This window comes from Neisseria chenwenguii (genome assembly GCF_002216145.1).
GTDB classification, from domain to species: domain Bacteria; phylum Pseudomonadota; class Gammaproteobacteria; order Burkholderiales; family Neisseriaceae; genus Neisseria; species Neisseria chenwenguii.
In genome coordinates, this window is record NZ_CP022278.1 from 516,305 (window position 1) to 537,739 (window position 21,435).

Below are 21,435 nucleotides of genomic sequence, written 5' to 3' on the forward strand. Positions count from 1 at the left end.
AGAAGAAGCGTGTTAAAAAAGGAAAAAAGGCCGTCTGAAACCCGGTTGCTTGCGCCAAGCGGGTTTCAGACGGCCTTTTTGCAGGGTTTGTTTAACCGCCGCATGCGCCGCAGCAGCTACCTTCGCCGTACCCGCCGCGTTTTTCATCGTTGTTGATTACCGGCAGCTTGAGCGCTTCGCATTTTTCTGCTGCTTCAGCAGGTCGTTGACTTTGATTTTGTCGGTTTCGCTCATAATCATCCTTTCGTTAAACGGTTTGAAAACGCCGATACGATAGCAGCAAACAACCTGCGTGCAAACCGGCCTGTTCATCCGCCAACCGTTTTCCGGCCTTTATCGGCAACATGCCGTATGAGAATACCGGCGGTTTTGCGCAAGCTCAAACATCACTTAATTTTCTATTGTTAAAGTCATAAGATTTAACCCGCAGATTAGCCTGCTCAGACTTGCGGATAAACCTCAAAAGTTTTATTATCTTTATAAACAAGAACTAAAATCAATTTTCCAAACGTCTTGTCTCCCTCTTTTCCCATTCCGTTTTTCCGAAACAAAACAAAGAGGTTGCCATGTCCGTCACTCCTCTCTCTCGTCTGCGCAAAGGCGCAACCGCCCAAATCGCATCCATCGCCCCCAATCCCGTTTTCGGTGAAATCGACCCGCTGGTGACGCGCCGGCTGGCCGACTTGGGCTTTTCAGACGGCATGCCGCTGACCGTCATTGCAGTCGGCGTGCTCGGCAAAGGCCCGTTTGCCGTCCGTTTGGGCAATCATTCCCAATTTTCGCTGCGCTCCGCCGAAGCGGAGAAGGTTCTCTGCCATGTAACCGAACCTGCCTGAGTCATTTTCAGACGGCATCGGTCCCAAGCAGCCAAGAACAAGAATAGGAGATCAAACCATGAGTTTCAGCTATTTCGCACTCGTCGGCGCACCTAACTGCGGCAAGACGGTATTGTTCAACGGCCTGACGGGAATGAACGCTAAAGTTGCCAACTATCCCGGTGTCACGGTCGACCGTCTTGAGGGCGAATTTACCGAGAATAAAAATGTCCGCATCATCGACCTGCCGGGCACATACAGCCTGCGCACCACCAGTTTGGACGAAAAAGTCACCCGTGACATGGTGTTGGGCGAATTCGGCGCACCGCCCGACGCCATCATCGCCGTAGCCGACGCGACCAACCTGCGCATGACCCTGCGTATGATTTTAGAGCTGAAAACATTGGGACTGCCGATGGTGGTTTCGCTCAATCTGAGCGACATAGCGCGTGCGCGCGGCCTTCAGATTGATGCCGACAAATTAAGCGAGCTGCTGGGCGTACCCGTATTGGAAACCGTAGCCGTCAGCCGCGAAGGCATCCGCCTTCTCAAAGAGGCCGCGGCCAAACTGCCGCTGCATTCGCAAGCGATGGACAAAGAAGCCGCCGCCGAAGCATTGGAGAAGCTCGACAGCGCCGTACTTTACGGGCAGGTCGAAGACATTTTGCAGCAGGTCGTGAAAACGCGGATGACGCTGCCGCAATGGCACAAAAATTTAGACAAGTTGGTTTTGCATCCCGTTTGGGGCATGGTGATTCTGCTGGCCATTCTGTTTATGGTGTTCCAAGCGGTCTACACTTGGGCGGAACCGGTGATGGATTGGATTGAAGGGCTGTTCGGCTCGCTGGGCGAGTGGGTAACCACGGTCATGCCGGAGGGTATTTTGCAGGATTTGGTAGTCAACGGCGTGATTGCCGGTATGGGCAGCGTTTTGGTTTTCCTGCCGCAGATTACCATTCTGTTTGCCTTTATCCTGCTTTTGGAAGACTCGGGCTACCTACCGCGCGCGGCTTTCCTGCTGGATAACACGCTGGCGAAAACCGGCCTTTCCGGCCGAGCGTTTATCCCGCTGCTCTCCAGCTTTGCCTGCGCCGTTCCCGCCGTAATGTCGGCGCGTACCATCCAAGACCCGCGCGAGCGGCTGGTAACGATCGCCATTGCCCCCGTTTTGACCTGCTCTGCACGGCTGCCCGTTTACGCGCTGATTATCGCCGCCGTCATTCCCGAAACCCGCGTCGCCGGCTTCAGCCTGCAAGGTCTGACGCTGTTCGGCCTGTATGTCGCAGGAATCGCCTCCGCAGGCTTGGCGGCCTACGCAATGAAACGCATCGCCCGCCGCAACGGCCAAGCGCAGCAGTTTCCGCTTCTGATGGAGCTGCCGACTTTCCGCATGCCCAATTTCAAACACATTCTGACCAGCCTTTGGGACAGGGTGAAAGCGTTTCTGAAACGCGCGGGTACGATTATCTTCTCCTTAAGTGTGGTGCTGTGGGCGCTGACCAGCTTCCCCGCCATGCCGGAGGGCGCAAGCGGCGCGGCGATTGACTACAGCTTCGCCGGCAAAATCGGCCACTTCATTCAGCCGCTCTTTGCACCGCTGGGCTTCACTTGGGAAATGTGCATCGCCATGATTCCCGGCATCGCCGCCCGCGAAGTCGTCGTCGCCGCGCTGGGCACGGTATACGCCGTCGGAGCCGGCTCGGAAGACGCCGTACAAAACGCGCTGATTCCGATTGTGCACAACAAATGGGGGCTGCCCACCGCTTTCGCCTTCTTGGCATGGTACATCTACGCACCGATGTGCATGGCGACGCTGGCGGTCATCAAACGGGAAACCAATTCAACCAAACATACGCTGATGATTACAGGCTATCTGTTTGTTTTGGCTTACTTCTTTGCCTTTGTAGTTTATCAGATTACTTCGAGGATCGTGTAATGGAACAATATATTATCGTCGGCCTGATTGTCGCAGGCTGCGCCGCCTATATTTTGAGAAAATTTATTTTCAAACCGAAAAACAGCAGCATCTGCAACGGCTGCGACCGCTGCGGCGGGCGCAAACCGAAAAGCGGCTGTCATTAGGGACTACAACCGTTTTGTCAATAAAACAGGCCGTCTGAAAATTTTTCAGACGGCCTGTTTTATTGACATCAAACTCACGCCAAGTTTTTCAGCATCCAATCCACATAGCGCGTAACACCCTGTTTCACATCAAGAAACTCTTCCTGATAGCCTGCTTCGCGCAGCTTGCTGATGTCGGCTTGGGTAAAGCTCTGGTATTTGCCTTTGAGCGCGTCGGGGAACGGGATGTAGCGGATCAGCTCTTCTTTGACCAACTCTTCCAAACTCATTTCCGGCTTGCCCTCGGCGGCGCGGCAGGCGTTGACGGTGGCGGCGGCGAGATCGTTAAACTGTTGGCTGCGGCCGGTACCGAGGTTGAAAATGCCTGAAAGCTGCGGGTTGTCGAAGAAGTAGAGGTTGACTTTAGCGACGTCTTCGACACTGACGAAATCGCGCGTCTGCTCGCCGTTGCCGTAGCCGTCATTGGCGCCGAAAAGGTTGACGTAGCCCTGTTCGCGGTATTGGTTGAAATGGTGGAACGCGACGGATGCCATGCGGCCTTTGTGCTGCTCCATTTGACCGTACACGTTGAAATAGCGGAAGCCCACGGCCTGAGCGGTCAAGCCTTCTTTCATGCGGCGGCGCAGCACTTGGTCGAACAGGAATTTGGAATAGCCGTAAACATTGAGCGGTTTTTCCAATTCGCGCTCTTCGCGGAACACTTCGCCCTTGCCGTACACCGCCGCGCTTGAGGCATAGAGGAACGGAATGCGCTCGTCTTGGCACCAGTCAAACAAATCCAGCGTGTACTGGTAGTTGTTGTCCATCATATAGAGGCCGTTGTGTTCCATCGTATCGGAACACGCGCCCTCGTGGAACACTGCTTCAATGTCGGCATACGGCAGGCGGTGGGTGCGCACCAGCTCGATAAATTCTTTTTTATCAAGGTAATGTGCGATTTCGCACTCGGCCAGATTCTTAAATTTTTCCCCGCGCGTGAGGCTGTCCACCGCGAGAATGTCGTTAATCCCGCGTCCGTTCAGCGCCTTGACGATGTTGCTGCCGATAAAGCCAGCGGCACCGGTTACGATGATGGTCATACTGTTTTTCCTTTCCTGATGCCGTCTGAAAAACGGCTGAATGTGGGGTTTCAGACGGCCTTTGGTTGTTCAACAAATTCTGCCGCCCATTCGGGAATGTTCCCGCTTTGCGGGAAGATAAGGCCGTCTGAAACATAGACAGTCAATTTTGGCTTATTTCCTGAATTATCATACAGATAAACTTCGTCTGCCAATTTTACCACTTCTGCCAAATTGGCACGGCTCTCCGCAAAGCGTTTACGGACAACGGCCTCATCTATCGGATGACCGCCGTTGCGGATGCGGCTGCGGACGCGTTCGATATACAAATCGACGGCAGTCAGACCGATATAGTTTAAAACGACATGAAACCCTGCCTCTTTCACCTGCCGCATCCGTCTTAAAGACCGATACGCCCGACAGCATCGATTCCATTGAAAACGAAATCCCACCCGCTACTGCCTGCCGGAACAGCGCCACCGCCCTACGGCCGGCCTCGACATTAGCCGTCCGCGGATTATCGGGATTAAGCTCTACAGAAATGTGATCCGAATCAATAACAACGGACATCGCATCATGGTTCAACCCGCGCAACGTGGTTTTTCCTGCGCCGTTTGTACCGCAGTAAAAAATGGCTTTAGCGTTTTTTATCAGCATAAACAATCACTTCCGCATACCCATCGGGATAATGGCGGACAATGTTGCCCTGCTCGTCAGCAAACGCCAGTATTTCGTATTTGCTTTTTTCGGCAATCCAAGCCGCAAAAGCTGCTTCCAGCTCCACCTGTTTGCAGCGGATTTTTTCCAAATCGGGTTGTAGCATGGGATTTCCTTTCCGTCCGTACTGCTTTGGCGCAGTTTGTCCGCAGAGCAAAATCAAAACATTTTTCAGACGGCATACGCGATTCGGGCCGTCTGAAAAAACTACTCTTCCGCCAACGCTCGCACCAATTCTTCAAACGTGCAAACCGCCGTACCCAGTTTTGCCACCACAACTCCTGCGGCGGTGTTGGCGAGATGCATGGCCTGCGGCATAGTGAAGCCTGAGGCCATGCTCAAGCCCATGCCGGCGATGACGGTGTCGCCGGCGCCGGAAACGTCATAGACTTCCTGTGCGCGGGTGGGTTGGTAAACGGGTTCACCGTCGTCAAACAGGGTCATGCCCTCTTCGCTTCGGGTTAGTAAAATGGCGTTCAGCGCAAGGTGGCGGCGCAGGGATTGGGCTTTTTCGGTCAGCATTTCTTCGCTGTTCCAACTGCCGATAACTTCTTTCAACTCGGCGCGGTTGGGCGTAATCAGCGTCGCGCCGGCGTATTTTTCGTAGTCGCTGCCTTTGGGATCGATCAAAACGGCTTTGCCCGCGGCTTTCGCCCAATCAATCATGTCGGCGATATGGGTCAGCCCGCCTTTGCCGTAGTCGGAAAAAATCACGGCATCGTATTGCGGCAGAATATCGCGGTATGTTGATCTGACCTGTTCCAAGACTTCATGGTTCGGCGTTTCTTCAAAATCGAGGCGGATCAGCTGCTGGTTGCGGACGACGACGCGCAGTTTGACGGTGGTGGCGATTTTTTCGTCACATATCAGGTAGGATTCCACGCCGTCCTGTTCCATCAGTTTGTCGAGCGCGCCGGCGGCTTCGTCTTTGCCCGTTACCGACAGCAGGCCGGCTTTTCCGCCCAGCGAGGCAATGTTGCGCGCGACGTTGGCCGCACCGCCCGCGCGTTGGTCGGTTTTGGCGATTTTGGCCACGGGAACAGGCGCTTCGGGAGAAATACGCGAAACGTCGCCAAACCAGTAGCGGTCGAGCATTACGTCGCCCACGACCAAAACGCGGGCGGCGGAAAAACGGGTTTGAAGTTGTTCGGAAGTCAGGTTGGCAAACATAAAATTTTCCGTAAAAAGGTTTTCAAACGGCATGATCTTTCAAAATCAGGCGTTCGCCGCCGCATTCACATCGCGCAACACCGCCGCAGGATCGGCGGCCTGCGTAATCGGGCGTCCCATCACCAGATAGGTCGAACCTGCCGCCAGCGCTTCGGCAGGCGTCATGATGCGGCGCTGGTCGTCGCTGTTGCCGGCTTTGTCCAAACGGATGCCGGGCGTGACCAAAACAAAATCTTCCCCGAGCGCACGGCGCAGCGGCGCGGCTTCGAGCGCAGAACAGACCACGCCGTCCAGCCCCGAGCTTTGCGCCAGACCGGACAGCCGCAACACCTGCTCTTCAACCGGCGCGGCAACGCCCGTTTCCGCCAGATCGGCCTGTTCCATACTGGTCAAAACCGTTACGCCGATCAGCAGCGGTCGTTTCGCATAATCCGCCACCGCTTCCGCCGCGGCTTCCATCATCCGCCGCCCGCCCGATGCATGCATATCGACCATCCAAACGCCCATTTCCGCCGCCGCCTTGCAGGCCTGCGCGACGGTATGCGGAATGTCGTGGTATTTCAAATCGAGAAACAGATCAAACCCCTGATTAATCAGATTATCCGCCAAACGCCGCCCGGTCGCGGTAAACAGCTCTTTGCCGATTTTCAGACGGCACAAATCGGGACTTAAACGGCGCACGAAATCGAGCGTGCTTTTTTCGTCGGCAAAATCCAGCGCCACAATCACAGGCGTGCGCGCAGAGGCCGTCTGAAAATCGGTGATTAAAGGGTTCATCGCAGTTTCCGTATCTACTTAACAATTTTCTTTATTCTAACAGCTTTCCCCGCCCAATAGACATCTTGCGCCGAATCGCGGGAAAACCGCGGCGTTGCGACGGATTGGGGTGTTCGTTTCCAAAAAAATCTTGGAAGGCCGTCTGAAAACCGCTGCGGGAAGCAGCCGCCGTTTCAACACACCCCGCCTGTTTGCGCCCTGCTGTTTTTCAAAACAATTCTCTTCATACACAAACAGTTATTAAATCCGCCCATCCTTTCCCTTGCGATACCTGATAAATTTTATATACCATAGGCAATGGTAATAGTTTGCATTAAGAAAATATCCTTATTCAAAAACAGCCACCCGTTTGCAAGAAAGAGAGCGAAACATGATTATTTCATCAGCCAACGACTACCGCGAAGCCGCGCGCCGGCGCGTGCCGCCTTTTATGTTCCACTACGCCGACGGCGGTTCTTACAACGAGCAGACCCTGAAACACAATGTCAGCGATTTGGGCGACATCGCCCTGCGCCAGCGGGTGTTGAAAGATATGTCCGAACTGGATACCTCAATCGAATTGTTCGGCGAGCGGCTGTCCATCCCCGCTATATTGGCGCCGGTCGGCGCATTGGGCATGTACGCGCGGCGCGGCGAGGTTCAAGCGGCTCAAGCTGCTGATAACAAAGGTATTCCTTTCACTTTATCCACCGTCTCGATTTGTCCGATTGAAGAAGTCACCCCCGCCATCAAACGCCCGATGTGGTTTCAGCTTTATGTGTTGAAAGACCGTGGCTTTATGAAACACGCGCTCGAACGCGCCAAAGCCGCCGGCTGTTCGACTTTGGTATTCACTGTCGATATGCCGACGCCCGGCGCGCGTTACCGCGATATGCATTCCGGCATGAGCGGCCCCAACAAAGAAATCCGCCGCATTATCCAAGGCGCGCTGCACCCCGCTTGGGCGTGGGACGTCGGCATCATGGGCAAGCCGCACACGCTGGGCAATGTGTCGGTTTACATGGGCAAACAGGTCGGTTTGGACGACTACATCGGCTGGCTCGGCGCCAACTTCGATCCGTCGATTTCGTGGAAAGATTTGGAATGGATTCGTGAATTTTGGGAAGGCCCGATGATTATCAAAGGCATACTCGACCCCGAAGACGCCAAAGACGCCGTGCGTTTCGGTGCGGACGGCATCGTCGTTTCCAACCACGGCGGCCGCCAGCTCGACGGCGTGTTGTCCAGCGCCAAAGCGCTGCCGCCGATTGCCGACGCGGTCAAAGGCGACATCAAAATCCTCGCCGATTCCGGCGTGCGCAACGGCTTGGACATCGTGCGGATGCTGGCTTTGGGTGCCGACGCAACCATGCTCGGCCGCGCATTTGTCTATGCCCTATCTGCCGCCGGCCGTGCCGGCGTAGAAAATATGCTGGACATTTTCAAAAAAGAAATGCAGGTTGCCATGACCTTGACCAGCAACAAATGCGTTGCCGACATCACGCGCGATGCTTTGGTGGATTTCGGGAAACTGTAAGTTGCAGTCAAAGGGAAGGCCGTCTGAAAACGCCCGATTGCATTTTCAGACGGCCTTTTGCCGTTTGGAAAACTTATTTGCCTAAAGCCGCCAGCACTTCCGCTTTCACGGTATCAACCGCCTGCGTGCCGTCCACTTTGATGTATTTCGGCGCGTGTTCGCCGGTCAGTTTGCTGTAAAAACCGACCAACACTTCGGTCTGCTCGTGGTACACCGCCAAGCGTTTTTTTACGGTTTCTTCTTTGTCGTCGTCGCGCTGGATCAAATCTTCGCCGGTCACGTCGTCTTTGCCCGCAACTTTCGGCGGATTGTAGGAAACATGGTAGGTGCGGCCTGACGCCAAGTGCACGCGGCGGCCGCTCATGCGGTCGACGATGACGCTGTCGGGAACATCAATTTCGACCACGGCGTCCAAATCCACACCCGCTTCGACCATTGCTTCGGCCTGCGCCAGCGTGCGCGGAAAGCCGTCAAACAGGAAACCGTTGGCACAATCGGCTTGCGCGATGCGCTCTTTGACCATGCCGATGATGATGTCGTCGCGAACCAGGCCGCCTTCGTCGATGATTTTTTTGGCTTCCAAGCCCAGCGGCGTACCCGCTTTAATCGCCGCACGCAGCATATCGCCGGTCGAAATCTGCGGAATGCCGAACGCCGCGGCAATAAACTGCGCCTGCGTGCCTTTGCCCGCGCCGGGTGCGCCGAGTAACAATACTTTCATGGTTGTTCCTTATTTTAAATGAGTTTGAAACGGGATTTTTCGGGATCGCGATTGTTTACAATCTTAATACTTTAAAGGCCGTCTGAAAAGGCCGGCCGCTTTTTCAGACAGCCTCAGTTTGGCTGCGGTTTGTCGAAATGTTCCGCCACATCGGCCTGAAAATCGGCAAACCATTTGTCGTCGGGAAACCGCGCCACGGCCTCGCGCAGCGTTTTACACAGATTTTGCGCGAACACCTGCGCCAGATAGTCTTCTTCCTGCGCATCGGCGCTGCGCTCGGGAAGCTGCATCAGCCCGCAGGCGCGGGTGGCGTGGCCGTGCGCCAGAAAATTCAGTGCGATGGTTTTCTGCGCCCAAAGCTCGGGCACGCGCCCGCCGGTGTCTTCAATCATCACGGAAAGCAGCGACACTGCCTCGGCCAGCCGCCCGTTGAAACGCAGATCCAGCGAGCGGTTGGGCGGCAGTGTACTGAGGATTTCGGCAAAACGGAACCAAAACTCCCCGCCCGCTTCATCTGGCGCATTGACTTTCAGCAGGCTGTAATCGACTTCCTGATCGTCGTTATCGACCAACTGTTTGACTTCGTTTAAAAACCGCACTTCCGTCGGATTTAATCGGCTGAAATCCGTCATGTTTTTTTGTCCGTAGTAATAAAGGGAAAGGCCGTTTTCAGACGGCCTCGGCAGTCGTAGGTCGGATACTTGTATCCGACAATGCAGATATTCGGCAAAAGTCGGATACAAGTATCCGACCTACGACCCCTGTTTCCCGAACACAGCCAACACCCGCGCCAAATCCTCGGGCGTGTCCACGCCGGCGGCGGGGGCTTCGGCGGTGATTTCGACCGCAATCGGGCAGCCGTGCCACAACACGCGCAGCTGTTCCAGCGATTCGGCGGTTTCCAGCGGCGAAGGCGTCATTTCGGCGTAGCGCTGCAAAAAGCCGGCGCGGTAGGCATAAATGCCGATGTGGCGCAGCGGCGGGGCGCCGTCGGCAAACTGCTGTGCGCCTTTGAGCATATTGTCGCGCGGATAGGGAATCGGGGCGCGGCTGAAATAGAGCGCGTTGCGGTTTTGGTCGAGCACGACTTTGACAACATTGGGGTTGAGAAACTCGGCAAAATCACGGATTGCGTGGGCGGCGGTCGCCATCTGCACGTTGTTTTCCACCAAAACTTCCGCCGTGCGGTTGATCAGATTGGGATCGATCAACGGCTCGTCTCCCTGAACATTCACCACGATCTGATGCTGCGGCAGTTTCAAGAGTTTGGCGGCTTCGGCGAGGCGGGTGCTGCCGCTTTCGTGTTTGTCGGAAGTCCGCACCACCTCGATGCCGTGCGCTTGGCAGGCCGTCTGAATATCGGGATGGTCGGTCGCCACCACCACGCGCACGGCACGGCTTTTCGCTGCCCGCTCGGCCACGCGCACCACCATCGGTTTGCCGTGAATATCGGCCAAAGCCTTGCCCGGCAGGCGCGAAGATGACAGCCGTGCAGGAATCAGAACGACAAATCCGCTCATGCGTGCAGCTCCTCATCGGTCAGCGTGCGCGCTTCGTTTTCGAGCATATAGGGAATGCCGTCTTTAATCGGATACGCGAGCTTGGCCTGACGGCTCCACAATTCCTGTTTGTCTTGATGATATTCGAGTCTGCCTTTGGTTACAGGGCAGACGAGGATGTCTAAAAATTTCTTTTCCATCATGTTTTCCTTGCGGTAATGTTCAGACGGCCGATGACAAAGTCCGCCAAATCAGGCTCGATTATCGCACAAACGGGCAACACCCACACATTTTCCAAGCCTGTGCCGTCTGAAAATTTGACCGCGTCTTTTTCGGTAACGACCACCACATCCGCCGCGGGAAAATCCGCCGCCGAAACCGCCACATGATCGGGCAGGGAAACCGTTTGCGCGAGCGGAATCCCCATGTTTTTCAAAGTCTCGAAAAACCGCTCGGGCTTGGCAATCCCCGCCACCGCCGCCACACGCAGGCCGTTCAGACGGCCGGAATCCAACTTCTCCGCCCTATTCTGCAAACGGTAGATTTCCCCTACTTCCACACGGCTGTAAAACATATTTTCAGCCGGCCTAAACGCCGCATCCGCCAGTTCCCGTCCGCCGCTGACCACCACCGCATCCACCGAACCCAGCCGCGCCAAAGGCTCGCGCAGGCCGCCGTTGGGCAGCAGATCCAAATCCCGCCGCCCCGTATCCGCCGCCGGAAACACCGCGATTTCCACATCGCGCCGCAGCGCGTAGTGCTGCAAACCGTCATCCGCCACAATCACATCCAAATCCGGAAACGCCGCCAACAGCGCCCTCCCCGCCTCCGCGCGCCTGCTGCCCACCGCAGTCGGCGCGCCCGTTTGGCGGAACAGCAGCAAAGGCTCATCGCCCGCCTCGTCCGCCGCCGTCTGCGCCGTCAGCACACAAACCCCGCCGCCCTTGCGCCCGTAGCCGCGGCTGACAATCCCCGCCCGCAGCCCTCGCGCCTGCAAACCCGACACCAGCGCCGACACCACCGGCGTCTTCCCCACCCCGCCCGCATGAATGTTCCCCACCACCACCACCGGTACGGGCAGCCGCTCACTTTTCAGACGGCCCGCCAAAAAATTCCCCCGCCGCTTGGCCGCAACCCGCCCAAACAGCCAAGAAAACGGCTTAAGCAAAAAAGACAGCAGCGGATACGGGCGCTGCCAATGGCGTTCGGCAATCTGATGAAGCTTGGGCATGGCGGATTTTTGAGGGAATAAAAGGAAACGGTATTGTAGGGAAAGTCAGGCCGTCTGAAAAATGGTTTTCACCCCGTGTAGGTACGATTAGCTTTGCCCGAAGCAAAGCGTAACCGTACAAAACCCATGCCGTCCGAAAGCATTTCAAACTTTTCAGACGACATTAGATGTGTGTTTTCACGGCAAAGCCGTATAAAACCCGTCAGGGTTAACAGAAATACATATTAATTACCTTAAATATAATAACCATTAAAATAATTTAACATGACCATGTTTTGCTTCAATGTCTTAAACCCCGACATGCGGCAAATTTTGAAAAAGAAACTTAATCTCATTATGAAATTATCAAATCACTTTATGATTCCAAAGTAAAAGAAATTTAAAACGCCTTTTCTGAAACCTAACCTGAAAGAAGGGAACGAAGTCAGAAAACTGCTGTCCTACACGAAAACGCCGCATACGGTTCGGCAAATTATTTGTCAGATTAAAAAACTGACAATATTTTCTTAATAAAAAACATACGCCAAATATGCACAAACTTGGCAAGGCAGTTATACAGTTATGAAACTATTGAGCCTGAAAGAATTGGAAAAAGTAGCCGGCGGCGAAGATTGGATACCCGCATACTTCGGTTTTTATCCGCGCCGGACAGACAGCATTTTCCGACAGGAAGAACGAGATTAAGAATTTGGATGGAAGAAGCACGGTTGTTTCTTCTATCCGGATATGAAGAAATTTTTCTTTCTTCATTATTTTGAGTCTAAACTTTTAATCTTAAGGAGATTATTATGCAAGAATTGAATCAACATGAATTGGAAAATGTAGCAGGCGGTAATGAATTTGCTAAGGACATAGGTCATGCGGTGGGTGATGCTGCCCGCTGGGCATGGGACAAAGCGGGTGACGGCATAAGCTGGGTCGGTAAAAAAACCGGCTGGTGGTAAAACATCAAGCCAATATTTTTGAAAATTATTTAAATACTTTACTTATGGAGGTTTAATTATGAAAGAACTGAACCAATTCGAACTGGAAAACGTAAGTGGTGGCATTGCCCCATTGGTTGCCCTCGGTGCAGGAGCAGCAATTCTCGGAATTGCAGATGGTGTATGGAGTTTCGGCAAAGGTGTTGTACAAGGCTGGAACGATTAAGTTATCTTATTAAATTAAAACTAAGTTTTGTATATTTCATGAATATACAAAAAAGTAAAATTTTCTTTTTTACAAGGTAATCATGATGAAAGAACTGAATCAATTTGAATTAGATAATGTAAGTGGCGGTATTGCCCCATTGGTTGCCCTCGGTGCAGGAGCAGCAATTCTTACCGTTGCAGATGGCGTATGGAGTTTCGGCAAAGGTGTTGTACAAGGCTGGAATGATTAATTTTTTCGGCTGAAGTATTGATCAAGAATTCAGACAAAATATATTTTCCGTATATTTTGTCTGATTATTCTATAGTAAATATTTTTTATGAGGCTTTTATTATGAAAGAACTAAATCAGTTTGAATTGGAAAATGTAGCAGGCGGTAATGAATTTGCTAAGGACGTAGGACATGCTGTAGGCGATGGTGCTCGCTGGGTATATAATCAAATGCGTGACAAAAAATTTACATTGTTTATAGCATAAAGGATTTACCATGAAAGAATTAACTGTAGAGCGGCTTCTCTATTGGGCCGGGGTTATTGCTGTCATCGGCTTTATAGGCGGTGTCATTGCAGGTATATTGGAAAAGTAATAAAAATATACCTTATGAATTATTCAAATATGAGTTAATTAAAACAAGGAGAATTATTTTTATGAACAATATGACTGAATTAGAGCCGCATGAACTCGAAGATGTATCCGGCGGTATGCGTATGCCCTTGGGCGGTACTCTCACTATACCTGTAGACTATAGAAAACTTGTCAGAATGTCTGTCGGGATAGTCGGCTCCGCCTATTAAACCTGCGTAGGTACGGTTACGCCGTTTGGGACGGCTAACCGCACCTACGGTTTTTCAACTTCTGACTGAGAGGTATATTTATGAAAAATATGATTGAATTGGAACCGCACGAACTCGAAGATGTATCCGGCGGTATCATTATGATAGGTCCTAGAATTGCCGCATGGATTATTCGAACATTCGGTTAATTGCTCTCTGCTATCCGGCAGACAGACTGCGTAGGTACGGATGGCTTTGCCCCAAGCAAAGCCATCCGTACAAATCCCCATGCTGCCCGAAAACTTTTTAGACGGCATTTTTACCATTTCAAGGCGTCCGTACGGTTACGTCGTTTGGGATGGCTAACCGTACGGACTACGGTTTTTTAACTTCTGACCGAGAGGTATATTTATGAAAAATATGACTGAATTAGAGCCGCATGAACTCGAAGATGTATCCGGTGGTGTCACTATAGTTTACAAGGCACTATTATGAATAAATTCAGCCTGCGTAGGTACGGTTAGCTTTGCCCCAAGCAAAGCGTAACCGTACAAAATCCATGCCGTCCGAAAGCATTTCAAACTTTTCAGACGACATTAGATGTGTGTTTTCACGGCAAAGCCGTATAAAACCCGTCAGGGTTAACAGAAATACATATTAATTACCTTAAATATAATAACCATTAAAATAATTTAACATGACCATGTTTTGCTTCAATGTCTTAAACCCCGACATGCGGCAAATTTTGAAAAAGAAACTTAATCTCATTATGAAATTATCAAATCACTTTATGATTCCAAAGTAAAAGAAATTTAAAACGCCTTTTCTGAAACCTAACCTGAAAGAAGGGAACGAAGTCAGAAAACTGCTGTCCTACACGAAAACGCCGCATACGGTTCGGCAAATTATTTGTCAGATTAAAAAACTGACAATATTTTCTTAATAAAAAACATACGCCAAATATGCACAAACTTGGCAAGGCAGTTATACAGTTATGAAACTATTGAGCCTGAAAGAATTGGAAAAAGTAGCCGGCGGCGAAGATTGGATACCCGCATACTTCGGTTTTTATCCGCGCCGGACAGACAGCATTTTCCGACAGGAAGAACGAGATTAAGAATTTGGATGGAAGAAGCACGGTTGTTTCTTCTATCCGGATATGAAGAAATTTTTCTTTCTTCATTATTTTGAGTCTGAATAATCAGACGTGATTTAAACTTTTAATCTTAAGAGGTTTAATTATGAAAGAACTGAATCAATTCGAACTGGAAAACGTAAGTGGTGGCAATGATTTCACGTATGATGTAGGACATGCTGTGGGCGATGGTGCTCGCTGGGTATATAATCAAGTAGGCGACAGTTTTAGATGGGTCGGTAACCAAGTCAAAAAGAGATTGAATTGGTTTGGGTTTTAAAGAGAGCCCGCGTAGGTGCGGTTGGCTTTGCCCCGAGCAAAGCATAACCGTACAAATTTTTATGCCGTCTGAAAGCATTTCAAACTTTTCAGACGGCATTTTTACCGTTTCAAAACATCCGTATTGCCAAACATCCAAACGGACATTGAATCTTCCAAACGCCGTCTGAAAATCCCCTCCCCGCAACCTCCGCCGAAAACCTTTATAATTCCCGCATTCTCCTGTTTCCCCCTCCCCCGCCATGTCCGAACTTTTCGCGCCTGCATCCGTATCCGTTTCCGAACTCAACGCTTTGGCCAAAGCCCTGCTCGAAGACCATCTTTTCGGGCTGTGGGTGGCGGGCGAGGTGTCGAATCTGACCCGCGCGGCCAGCGGGCATTATTATTTTTCGCTCAAAGACAGCCGTGCGCAGGTGCGTTGTGCGATGTTTAAGGGCGCGGCTTCGCGGCTGGCGCAGCCTTTGAAGGAAGGCGACCACATCGAGGTGTCGGGCAAAATCAGTATTTACGAGGCGCGGGGTGAGTTTCAGATTACGGTAAACGAGGTTCGGCTGGTGGGTTTGGGGCGGCTTTACGAGGCTTACGAGAAGCTGAAAGCCAAACTTCAGCTCGAGGGGGTATTTGATGCAGCGCGGAAAAAGCCGCTGCCGGCGCACCCGCAGAAAATCGGCATTGTGACGAGCCTAGCGGCGGCGGCGCTGCGCGATGTGGTTTCGACGCTGAAACGGCGTGCGCCGGAGATTCCGCTGGTGGTTTATCCGACGGCGGTTCAGGGCGCGGGCAGCGAATTTCAGATTGCAGAGGCGGTTCAGACGGCCTCGCGCCGCGCGGAGGTTGATGTTTTGATTATCTGCCGCGGCGGGGGCAGCATTGAGGATTTGTGGGCGTTTAACGAGGAAGCGGTGGTGCGCGCAGTGGCGGAGTGCGCCATTCCCGTGGTCAGCGGCGTAGGGCATGAAACGGATTTCACGCTCACGGATTTCGCCGCAGATGTGCGTGCGCCGACACCGACGGGCGCGGCGGAATTGGTCAGCCCCAACCGTTTGGAATCGTTGGCCAAACTCGCGCAGGCGCAAGGCCGTCTGAAAAACACCTTGCAGCAGCGTTATTACGACGCCGCGCAGAAAACCGACTGGCTCGCCCGCCAAATCCGCCATCCGCGCCAAAAGCTCGCCGACGAATGCGCCGCGCTGCAATCGCTTGCGCGCAGCCTGCATTTTGCGATGGGCAACACCCGCCGTTTCCATGCCCAAACCCTCGCCCGCCAAGCGGAAAACCTGCAACGCCTGCGCCCCGATACGGCAGCCCCGGCGCTCGAGCTGGCGCGTTTTCAGACGGCCTTGGAGCAGTCGTTCGGCGCCCTGCTTACCCGCCGCCGCCAAACTTTGGAAAAACAGTCCGCCCTGTTGGAAGCCGTGTCGCCGCAGCAGATTTTGGAACGCGGTTTTTCGGTGGTAAAAAACAGCCGCGGCCAAGTGGTGCGCAACGCCGCCGCGCTCAAGCAGGGGCAGAAGCTGCACATCGTGTTTGCCGACGGCGAAACCGACGTGCGCGTGACGAAAGAACACGCGCAGCCGGATTTGTTTGATTTTTCTTGAGGTTTTCAGACGGCATCGGGGTGTGAGGCTGTCTGAAAATGTAAACCGGATTCTTGAATCCGACATTTCGAATATTTGAGCGGACACCGGATACAAGTATCCGCCCTACGGGTTTCATAAAAACCACCGTTTTCCGAGTTTCAAACAGCCCTCTCCCGCAGGAGAGGGAACACATGGGCAGAACGCCGGGCATTACAGGGGAAACCTGAGTTTCAGACGGCATTAACATGTTTAAGGCCGTCTGAAAACCCCTTGCCCTATCCCGCGATAACGTATAAGGTATGCCTAGAAAATACGTTCCAACCCGCAGAAATATCCTATGGAAAACCCTGAAAACCCAATCCCGCCGCGCGCGTCGCTGCGGCAGAACAGCATCTACCTGCTTCCCAACTCCTTTACCGTCGCGGCGCTTTTTTCGGCGTTTTTCGCCATTACCCAATCGATGCACGGCAAATACGAAATTGCGGCGATTGCGGTGTTTATTTCCATGCTGCTCGACGGCATGGACGGGCGCGTGGCGCGCTGGACCAACAGCCAGAGCGCGTTCGGCGAACAGCTCGACAGCCTGGCCGACATGGTCAGCTTCGGCGTCGCGCCCGCGCTGATTGCGTATAAATGGCAGCTTTGGCAGTTTGGTAAAATCGGCTATTCGGTTGCGTTTATCTACTGCGCCTGCGCGGCCTTGCGGCTGGCGCTGTTCAACACGCTCATCGGCAAGGTCGATAAGCGCTGGTTTATCGGTATTCCCAGCCCGACGGCGGCGGCACTGATTGTCGGCCTGATTTGGGTCGATCACAGCGTCGAGCGCTTCTCCCATGTAGGCTGGTGGGCGCTGGGCATCACGCTGTTTGCGGGTTTGTCGATGATTGTGCAGATTCCGTTTTGGAGCTTTAAGGAAATCAACATCCGCCGCAAAGTGCCGTTTATGGGCATGGTGGTAGCGGTATTGCTGCTGCTGCTGATTACCTGGGAGCCGTCGCTGGTTCTGTTTCTGTTTTTCTTCGGCTACAGCCTCTCGGGCTATGTGATGGCGGTGCGCCGTTGGTTGAGAAAGCGCAGAAAGGCCGTCTGAAAAATGGATTATCTTACGATGATTGCTGCCCTGCTTGCTGCGGGCGGTGCTGCGGGATTTTTGGCCGGCCTCTTCGGCGTCGGCGGCGGCACGATTATCGTGCCGATTGTTTTGTGGGTATTGCAACTGCAAAACGCGGGCGGCCATCCCTACGCGCAGCATCTGGCCATCGGCACGTCGTTTGCTGTGATGGTGTTCACCACGCTTTCCAGCGTTTACGCACAGCATAAAAAGCGCTCTATCGACTGGCAAACCGTGTTGCGCATGAGCCCGGGCATGATTGCAGGCGTCTTGCTCGGCGCGGTTTCCGCCAAGTTTATCCCCACTTACGGCCTGCAGATTTTCTTCATCGTCTTCCTGCTCGCCATCGCCATCAAAACGCTCACCGGCGCCAACCCCAAACCCTCGCGCCGCCTGCCGCGAACGGGCGGGCTGACCGCCGTCGGCATCGTATTCGGAACAGCCTCGAGCTGGGTCGGCATCGGCGGCGGTTCGCTTTCCGTGCCGTTTCTGATGTATTGCAATATGGAAGCACACAAAGCCATCGGCACCTCCAGCGGCCTCGCTTGGCCGATCGCCGTGGCGGGAACCACCGGCTATCTCGTTATGGGCTGGAACGTCTCCGACCTGCCCGCCGGTTCGCTCGGTTTCCTCTACCTGCCCGCCGTCGCCGTATTGAGCATCGCCACCGTCGCCTGCGCCCCGCTGGGTGTGAAAACGGCGCACAAACTGCCGGCGAAAAAACTCAAAACCGCGTTTGGCATTTTGCTGCTCTTAATTGCGCTGAATATGGCGTTGAAACTATAGTGAATTAAAATAAGAAATCTACAGCGTTGGCTGCGCCTTACCGTACTACTTGTTACTGTCTTCGGCTTGCCGCCTTGTATCTTTCTTATTTACTTCACTATAATTTGAATGCTATATATAAACCATCAAGGCCGTCTGAAAAACAGAATTGCTGTTTTCAGACGGCCTTTTCAGTTTCCGCCGTTTTCTCAATGCCCGAACGGCACAAAAAATACCGCCAGCCGCCACAGCGCCCAGCCTGCCACCAGCAACCCGGCCGCGAGCCGCACGCTGCGTTTTTGCAGAAAACCTTTCAACTGTGCGGCAAACCAGCCCATCGCCAGCAGATTGGGCAGCGTGCCCAGCGCAAACGCCAGCATATACAGCGCGCCGTCAACCGCGCTGCCGCTGCCCAGCGCGTAAAGCGAGGCGCTGTACACCAAACCGCAGGGCAGCCAGCCCCACAGCATTCCTGCGCCGAAGCAGGCAGTGGCGGATTTGAGCGGCAGCAGCTTGTTTAAAAGCGGGTTGAGCCGTTTCCACACCGGCCGGCCGATGCCTTCGATTTTCGTGGCAACGGCGGAAAGCCCCGCCAGATAAAGCCCAAGCAAAAGCAGCAGAATGTTGGCGGCCAGATAAAGGCCGTTTTGCAACAGCCGCGTGTCGTCCAGCGAAATGCCGACCTGCCCGACCAGCCCGACAATCAGGCCGATCAAGACATAGCTGGCCACGCGCCCGGAATTGAGCAGAACAATCAGCCCGAAGCGGTTGAGGTTGGGCGGAAGCTGCAAGGCAAAAGCGCTGCTCAGGCCGCCGCACATGCCGACGCAGTGGCCGCCGCCGAAAAAGCCGAGCAGGAATAAAGTGAAAAAAGTGATGTCGCCGTTCATGGCCGTCTGAAAAAATAGAAAGTGGAAAAGGAGGATTTTAGGCCGTCTGAAAGCCGCCACTATTGTAACAACAACCCGCCCACACCGTCTTTTTGTAAAACAAGGTAAGACCGCCGCTGCAAACTTTCCCTAAACTTGTTTTCATATAAATATATGCCCCGTCCGACTGCGCCGGAATTGTTCCATTTACAGATTAATCAACTTTTCAGGAGTGAAAACATGGGTTTGTTTAGCTTTATCAAAGGTGCCGGCGAAAACTGTTCGGAAAAGACGAAGCGGAAGTTGCCGCACAATCCGCAGCGAGCGTGGAGAATTTGAACGCCAAAGCCGCCGCTGCCATTCAGGCAGGCTTATGTCGAACAACAGAACCTCGGTCTGACCGGCCCGTCGGTCGAATTCGACGGTGCAACGGGCAAAGTCGTTTTGGGCGGTACCGCACCGTCGCAGGAAGCAGCGGAAAAAGCCGTTTTGGCCGCGGGCAACGTGACCGGCGTGTCTGACGTGCAAAACGATTTGCAGCTCCCCGCCGCGACCGAAGCGCAGTATCACGACGTGATCAAAGGCGACACGCTGGCGTCCATTGCGAAAAAATACTACGGTGACGCCAACCAATACATGAAATTTTTCGAAGCCAACAAACCGATGTTGAGCCATCCGGATAAAATCTACGTCGGCCAGAAACTGCACATTCCTGCGTAAGCTGATGATTTGAAGTAAAAATTAAGGCCGCCTGAAATATTTCAGACGGCCTTTTGCCATTTCAACTCACTTCGCGTGTGCACGGAAATATTCCCACTCTTCCACCACTTTGCCGTCCGGCAGATGGCACAACGCGTATTCATTGCCTTGCACGTCTTTTTCCGCTTCCAGCCTGCCGCCTTGTTTGACGCAGAACACCGACGCGGGATTAGTCATGCCGACGGCTTCGGGTTCGGCGGATTTTTACGATTGGCAGGCGGTCAACGCGGCGGCAAGGCTCAAAATCAAGGTTTTGTTCATACAGATTTCCTTTCTCCGGATTTTTCAGACGGCCTCTGCTTGCAGTCCCGGCACTTTGCGAAACAGCCGGTAGAAATTTTCCGTTGTATATTCAGCCACTTCTTCCAGCGTTTCGCCGCGCAGTTTGGCGAGAAACCCGGCGGTATGGCGCACATACGACGGCTCGTTGGGCTTGCCGCGTTTTGGGACGGGCGCGAGGAACGGCGCGTCGGTTTCGACCAAAATTCGTTCGCGCGGCACATATTTTGCCGCTTCCTGAATCAGCGGCGCGTTTTTAAACGTCAGAATGCCTGAAAACGAAATATACAGCCCCAAATCCAGCGCGGCTTCGGCGAATACCGTGTCTTCGGAAAAGCAATGAATCACGCCCGAATTGGCCGCGCCCTCTTTCAGCAGCCGCAGCGTATCCGCCGCCGCATCGCGGGTGTGCACGATAACAGGCAAACCCGCTTCGTTGGCGGCTTGGATATGGTCGGCGAAGCGCTTGTGCTGCCAGCCCAAATCGCCTTTGCACCAATAATAATCCAACCCCGTTTCGCCGATGCCGACCACTTTCGGATGGCGGGCTTTTTCGACCATTTCGGCTACGCTGAATTCTTCCGCGTCTTCGCGGTCGGGGTGGATGCCGACGGTGCAGAAAATGTGCGCATTTGCCTCGGCGATGGCGAACACTTCGTCAAAACTTTGGCGGCTGACGCTGACGGCCAGCGCCTGCTTCACGTCTTGCGCCGCCATATTGGCAAACACTTCGGGCAGGCGGCTGCTTAGGCCGTCGAAATTCAGATGGCAATGCGAATCGATTAATTGCATGATTTTAAAGGGTAAATGTTGCGCGTTCATCGCGCAGGTGGTTGCCTAATTCGGCTTCAATCAGGTTTTTGGTCTGAATACAGATGTCGAGGTCGGTAAACGCCAGCCCGACACCTTTGGGACGGTGCGCAGAGGTGCGCGCGGGGTTGATAAACGCCACTTTGGTCGGCAGAAAACGCTTGGCGTGATTGCCGATTTCAACCGCCAGCAGGATTTCGTCGCCCAGCGAAAACACGTCTTCGGACGGCACAAACAGCCCGCCGTTTTCCAAAAACGGCATATAGCAGTTGTAGAGCATGACTTTTTCTTTGAGTTGGAGGGACATCATCTTGCCCGGAATGTTGCTGTTTTCCATTAT

Annotated in this window: 28 protein-coding genes and 1 pseudogene; 15 read left to right on the top strand and 14 right to left on the bottom strand. The window is 53.4% G+C overall.

All coding sequences use genetic code 11. From position 1 onward, the window contains the following. Positions 1-566: 566 nt before the first annotated feature. Genes BG910_RS02545 through BG910_RS02555 form a run of 3 tightly spaced genes read left to right on the top strand, consistent with a single transcriptional unit; the run spans position 567 to position 2,897 of the window. Entirely contained in the window at positions 567-836 is a 270-nt protein-coding gene (locus tag BG910_RS02545; protein ID WP_089035487.1) for a FeoA family protein, read from the top strand. A 58-nt stretch (positions 837-894) separates the two neighbouring features. Further along, positions 895-2,751: a ferrous iron transporter B gene (feoB, locus tag BG910_RS02550; protein WP_089035488.1), complete on the top strand. Its 1,857-nt coding sequence runs from the start codon at positions 895-897 to the stop codon at positions 2,749-2,751. Then, entirely contained in the window at positions 2,751-2,897 is a 147-nt protein-coding gene (locus tag BG910_RS02555) for a FeoB-associated Cys-rich membrane protein (RefSeq protein WP_089035489.1), read from the top strand. The genes feoB and BG910_RS02555 overlap by 1 nt, the downstream gene beginning before the upstream one ends. A 74-nt stretch (positions 2,898-2,971) precedes the next feature. Here the strand turns inward: BG910_RS02555 and rfaD are convergent, their stop codons facing one another. The 5 genes from rfaD to pyrF form a co-directional block, all read right to left on the bottom strand. Then, positions 2,972-3,976 (bottom strand): ADP-glyceromanno-heptose 6-epimerase, encoded by a 1,005-nt coding sequence (rfaD, locus tag BG910_RS02560; protein ID WP_089035490.1) that lies wholly within the window; start codon positions 3,974-3,976, stop codon positions 2,972-2,974. A gap of 50 nt (positions 3,977-4,026) precedes the next feature. Next, positions 4,027-4,341: a hypothetical protein gene (locus BG910_RS12515; protein WP_198344821.1), complete on the bottom strand. Its 315-nt coding sequence runs from the start codon at positions 4,339-4,341 to the stop codon at positions 4,027-4,029. Between the two features lie 251 nt (positions 4,342-4,592). Further along, the gene (locus tag BG910_RS02570) at positions 4,593-4,778 is read right to left on the bottom strand and encodes a hypothetical protein (protein WP_089035491.1); all 186 of its coding nucleotides are present in this window, start codon (positions 4,776-4,778) and stop codon (positions 4,593-4,595) included. A 101-nt stretch (positions 4,779-4,879) separates the two neighbouring features. After that, on the bottom strand, positions 4,880-5,842 hold the full coding sequence (gene rfaE1 / locus BG910_RS02575; protein WP_089037100.1) for a D-glycero-beta-D-manno-heptose-7-phosphate kinase: 963 nt from the start codon (positions 5,840-5,842) through the stop codon (positions 4,880-4,882). A gap of 45 nt (positions 5,843-5,887) precedes the next feature. Continuing rightward, complete coding sequence (pyrF, locus tag BG910_RS02580) at positions 5,888-6,619, bottom strand: orotidine-5'-phosphate decarboxylase (RefSeq protein ID WP_089035492.1); 732 nt, start codon at positions 6,617-6,619, stop codon at positions 5,888-5,890. Positions 6,620-6,989: 370 nt separating this feature from the next. Here pyrF and lldD point away from each other — a divergent pair, with 370 nt between their 5' ends. Next, a complete protein-coding gene (lldD, locus tag BG910_RS02585) occupies positions 6,990-8,135 on the top strand; it encodes an FMN-dependent L-lactate dehydrogenase LldD (protein ID WP_089035493.1) in 1,146 nt (381 codons plus the stop codon). A 73-nt stretch (positions 8,136-8,208) separates the two neighbouring features. Here the strand turns inward: lldD and adk are convergent, their stop codons facing one another. The 5 genes from adk to lpxK form a co-directional block, all read right to left on the bottom strand. Continuing rightward, the gene (gene adk, locus BG910_RS02590) at positions 8,209-8,856 is read right to left on the bottom strand and encodes an adenylate kinase (protein WP_089035494.1); all 648 of its coding nucleotides are present in this window, start codon (positions 8,854-8,856) and stop codon (positions 8,209-8,211) included. 113 nt (positions 8,857-8,969) lie between these two features. Beyond that, positions 8,970-9,488 carry a 3-deoxy-manno-octulosonate cytidylyltransferase gene (locus BG910_RS02595; RefSeq protein ID WP_089035495.1) on the bottom strand — a complete coding sequence of 173 codons (519 nt, stop codon included), beginning with the start codon at positions 9,486-9,488 and terminating at the stop codon, positions 8,970-8,972. Between the two features lie 120 nt (positions 9,489-9,608). Further along, positions 9,609-10,376 (bottom strand): 3-deoxy-manno-octulosonate cytidylyltransferase, encoded by a 768-nt coding sequence (gene kdsB / locus BG910_RS02600; protein ID WP_089035496.1) that lies wholly within the window; start codon positions 10,374-10,376, stop codon positions 9,609-9,611. After that, a complete protein-coding gene (locus BG910_RS02605) occupies positions 10,373-10,555 on the bottom strand; it encodes a Trm112 family protein (protein WP_089035497.1) in 183 nt (60 codons plus the stop codon). Before BG910_RS02605 ends, kdsB begins: the two co-directional genes overlap by 4 nt. After that, a complete protein-coding gene (lpxK, locus tag BG910_RS02610) occupies positions 10,555-11,586 on the bottom strand; it encodes a tetraacyldisaccharide 4'-kinase (RefSeq protein WP_089035498.1) in 1,032 nt (343 codons plus the stop codon). The genes BG910_RS02605 and lpxK overlap by 1 nt, the downstream gene beginning before the upstream one ends. 561 nt (positions 11,587-12,147) lie before the next feature. Between lpxK and BG910_RS12930 the strand changes: the two genes are divergently transcribed. The 10 genes from BG910_RS12930 to BG910_RS02645 all read left to right on the top strand — a co-directional run bounded on the left by BG910_RS12930 (position 12,148) and on the right by BG910_RS02645 (position 18,399). Further along, positions 12,148-12,270 (top strand): hypothetical protein, encoded by a 123-nt coding sequence (locus tag BG910_RS12930; protein WP_269766458.1) that lies wholly within the window; start codon positions 12,148-12,150, stop codon positions 12,268-12,270. A 104-nt stretch (positions 12,271-12,374) separates the two neighbouring features. After that, the gene (locus BG910_RS12100) at positions 12,375-12,530 is read left to right on the top strand and encodes a hypothetical protein (protein ID WP_157694012.1); all 156 of its coding nucleotides are present in this window, start codon (positions 12,375-12,377) and stop codon (positions 12,528-12,530) included. A gap of 58 nt (positions 12,531-12,588) precedes the next feature. Next, entirely contained in the window at positions 12,589-12,735 is a 147-nt protein-coding gene (locus BG910_RS02615; RefSeq protein ID WP_089035499.1) for a class IIb bacteriocin, lactobin A/cerein 7B family, read from the top strand. An 82-nt stretch (positions 12,736-12,817) separates the two neighbouring features. Then, on the top strand, positions 12,818-12,967 hold the full coding sequence (locus BG910_RS02620; RefSeq protein WP_089035500.1) for a class IIb bacteriocin, lactobin A/cerein 7B family: 150 nt from the start codon (positions 12,818-12,820) through the stop codon (positions 12,965-12,967). 101 nt (positions 12,968-13,068) lie between these two features. Beyond that, a complete protein-coding gene (locus tag BG910_RS12105; RefSeq protein ID WP_157694013.1) occupies positions 13,069-13,212 on the top strand; it encodes a hypothetical protein in 144 nt (47 codons plus the stop codon). A 1,290-nt stretch (positions 13,213-14,502) separates the two neighbouring features. Further along, positions 14,503-14,625 carry a hypothetical protein gene (locus tag BG910_RS12935; protein WP_269766458.1) on the top strand — a complete coding sequence of 41 codons (123 nt, stop codon included), beginning with the start codon at positions 14,503-14,505 and terminating at the stop codon, positions 14,623-14,625. A 124-nt stretch (positions 14,626-14,749) separates the two neighbouring features. Next, positions 14,750-14,923 (top strand): bacteriocin, encoded by a 174-nt coding sequence (locus tag BG910_RS12110; protein ID WP_157694014.1) that lies wholly within the window; start codon positions 14,750-14,752, stop codon positions 14,921-14,923. A 241-nt stretch (positions 14,924-15,164) separates the two neighbouring features. Next, a complete protein-coding gene (gene xseA / locus BG910_RS02635) occupies positions 15,165-16,520 on the top strand; it encodes an exodeoxyribonuclease VII large subunit (RefSeq protein ID WP_089035503.1) in 1,356 nt (451 codons plus the stop codon). A gap of 319 nt (positions 16,521-16,839) precedes the next feature. Then, complete coding sequence (gene pssA, locus BG910_RS02640; protein WP_089035504.1) at positions 16,840-17,592, top strand: CDP-diacylglycerol--serine O-phosphatidyltransferase; 753 nt, start codon at positions 16,840-16,842, stop codon at positions 17,590-17,592. A 3-nt stretch (positions 17,593-17,595) separates the two neighbouring features. Continuing rightward, on the top strand, positions 17,596-18,399 hold the full coding sequence (locus BG910_RS02645; RefSeq protein ID WP_089035505.1) for a sulfite exporter TauE/SafE family protein: 804 nt from the start codon (positions 17,596-17,598) through the stop codon (positions 18,397-18,399). Positions 18,400-18,587: 188 nt separating this feature from the next. On the opposite strand, the gene BG910_RS02650 is transcribed toward BG910_RS02645, so the two are convergent. Further along, complete coding sequence (locus BG910_RS02650; RefSeq protein ID WP_089035506.1) at positions 18,588-19,268, bottom strand: sulfite exporter TauE/SafE family protein; 681 nt, start codon at positions 19,266-19,268, stop codon at positions 18,588-18,590. A gap of 333 nt (positions 19,269-19,601) precedes the next feature. Here BG910_RS02650 and lysM point away from each other — a divergent pair, with 333 nt between their 5' ends. After that, a complete protein-coding gene (lysM, locus tag BG910_RS02655; protein WP_267897813.1) occupies positions 19,602-19,967 on the top strand; it encodes a peptidoglycan-binding protein LysM in 366 nt (121 codons plus the stop codon). A 66-nt stretch (positions 19,968-20,033) separates the two neighbouring features. On the opposite strand, the pseudogene BG910_RS12710 reads toward lysM, so the two are convergent. The 3 genes and pseudogenes from BG910_RS12710 to BG910_RS02670 all read right to left on the bottom strand — a co-directional run bounded on the left by BG910_RS12710 (position 20,034) and on the right by BG910_RS02670 (position 21,432). Beyond that, positions 20,034-20,267 (bottom strand): annotated as a pseudogene (locus BG910_RS12710) (putative hemolysin). A 24-nt stretch (positions 20,268-20,291) separates the two neighbouring features. Beyond that, positions 20,292-21,077: a TatD family hydrolase gene (locus BG910_RS02665; RefSeq protein ID WP_089037101.1), complete on the bottom strand. Its 786-nt coding sequence runs from the start codon at positions 21,075-21,077 to the stop codon at positions 20,292-20,294. Positions 21,078-21,081: 4 nt separating this feature from the next. Beyond that, the gene (locus BG910_RS02670; protein WP_089035508.1) at positions 21,082-21,432 is read right to left on the bottom strand and encodes a PilZ domain-containing protein; all 351 of its coding nucleotides are present in this window, start codon (positions 21,430-21,432) and stop codon (positions 21,082-21,084) included. Between the last annotated feature and the right edge of the window lie 3 nt (positions 21,433-21,435).

Excerpts from the sequence above, each read along its gene's own strand:
- BG910_RS02670 (WP_089035508.1), bottom strand. The coding sequence starts at position 21,432 with ATGGAAAACAGCAACATTCCGGGCAAGATGATGTCCCTCCAACTCAAA.
- BG910_RS12110 (WP_157694014.1), top strand. The coding sequence starts at position 14,750 with ATGAAAGAACTGAATCAATTCGAACTGGAAAACGTAAGTGGTGGCAAT.
- BG910_RS12100 (WP_157694012.1), top strand. The coding sequence starts at position 12,375 with ATGCAAGAATTGAATCAACATGAATTGGAAAATGTAGCAGGCGGTAAT.
- xseA (WP_089035503.1), top strand. The coding sequence starts at position 15,165 with ATGTCCGAACTTTTCGCGCCTGCATCCGTATCCGTTTCCGAACTCAAC.
- BG910_RS02605 (WP_089035497.1), bottom strand. The coding sequence starts at position 10,555 with ATGGAAAAGAAATTTTTAGACATCCTCGTCTGCCCTGTAACCAAAGGC.
- rfaD (WP_089035490.1), bottom strand. The coding sequence starts at position 3,976 with ATGACCATCATCGTAACCGGTGCCGCTGGCTTTATCGGCAGCAACATC.
- feoB (WP_089035488.1), top strand. The coding sequence starts at position 895 with ATGAGTTTCAGCTATTTCGCACTCGTCGGCGCACCTAACTGCGGCAAG.
- BG910_RS02620 (WP_089035500.1), top strand. The coding sequence starts at position 12,818 with ATGATGAAAGAACTGAATCAATTTGAATTAGATAATGTAAGTGGCGGT.
- BG910_RS02650 (WP_089035506.1), bottom strand. The coding sequence starts at position 19,268 with ATGAACGGCGACATCACTTTTTTCACTTTATTCCTGCTCGGCTTTTTC.
- BG910_RS02645 (WP_089035505.1), top strand. The coding sequence starts at position 17,596 with ATGGATTATCTTACGATGATTGCTGCCCTGCTTGCTGCGGGCGGTGCT.
- pyrF (WP_089035492.1), bottom strand. The coding sequence starts at position 6,619 with ATGAACCCTTTAATCACCGATTTTCAGACGGCCTCTGCGCGCACGCCT.
- lpxK (WP_089035498.1), bottom strand. The coding sequence starts at position 11,586 with ATGCCCAAGCTTCATCAGATTGCCGAACGCCATTGGCAGCGCCCGTAT.
- BG910_RS02545 (WP_089035487.1), top strand. The coding sequence starts at position 567 with ATGTCCGTCACTCCTCTCTCTCGTCTGCGCAAAGGCGCAACCGCCCAA.
- adk (WP_089035494.1), bottom strand. The coding sequence starts at position 8,856 with ATGAAAGTATTGTTACTCGGCGCACCCGGCGCGGGCAAAGGCACGCAG.
- kdsB (WP_089035496.1), bottom strand. The coding sequence starts at position 10,376 with ATGAGCGGATTTGTCGTTCTGATTCCTGCACGGCTGTCATCTTCGCGC.
- BG910_RS02665 (WP_089037101.1), bottom strand. The coding sequence starts at position 21,077 with ATGCAATTAATCGATTCGCATTGCCATCTGAATTTCGACGGCCTAAGC.
- BG910_RS02570 (WP_089035491.1), bottom strand. The coding sequence starts at position 4,778 with ATGCTACAACCCGATTTGGAAAAAATCCGCTGCAAACAGGTGGAGCTG.
- BG910_RS12105 (WP_157694013.1), top strand. The coding sequence starts at position 13,069 with ATGAAAGAACTAAATCAGTTTGAATTGGAAAATGTAGCAGGCGGTAAT.
- BG910_RS12935 (WP_269766458.1), top strand. The coding sequence starts at position 14,503 with ATGAAACTATTGAGCCTGAAAGAATTGGAAAAAGTAGCCGGCGGCGAA.
- lldD (WP_089035493.1), top strand. The coding sequence starts at position 6,990 with ATGATTATTTCATCAGCCAACGACTACCGCGAAGCCGCGCGCCGGCGC.
- BG910_RS02595 (WP_089035495.1), bottom strand. The coding sequence starts at position 9,488 with ATGACGGATTTCAGCCGATTAAATCCGACGGAAGTGCGGTTTTTAAAC.
- BG910_RS02615 (WP_089035499.1), top strand. The coding sequence starts at position 12,589 with ATGAAAGAACTGAACCAATTCGAACTGGAAAACGTAAGTGGTGGCATT.
- pssA (WP_089035504.1), top strand. The coding sequence starts at position 16,840 with ATGGAAAACCCTGAAAACCCAATCCCGCCGCGCGCGTCGCTGCGGCAG.
- BG910_RS12930 (WP_269766458.1), top strand. The coding sequence starts at position 12,148 with ATGAAACTATTGAGCCTGAAAGAATTGGAAAAAGTAGCCGGCGGCGAA.
- rfaE1 (WP_089037100.1), bottom strand. The coding sequence starts at position 5,842 with ATGTTTGCCAACCTGACTTCCGAACAACTTCAAACCCGTTTTTCCGCC.
- BG910_RS02555 (WP_089035489.1), top strand. The coding sequence starts at position 2,751 with ATGGAACAATATATTATCGTCGGCCTGATTGTCGCAGGCTGCGCCGCC.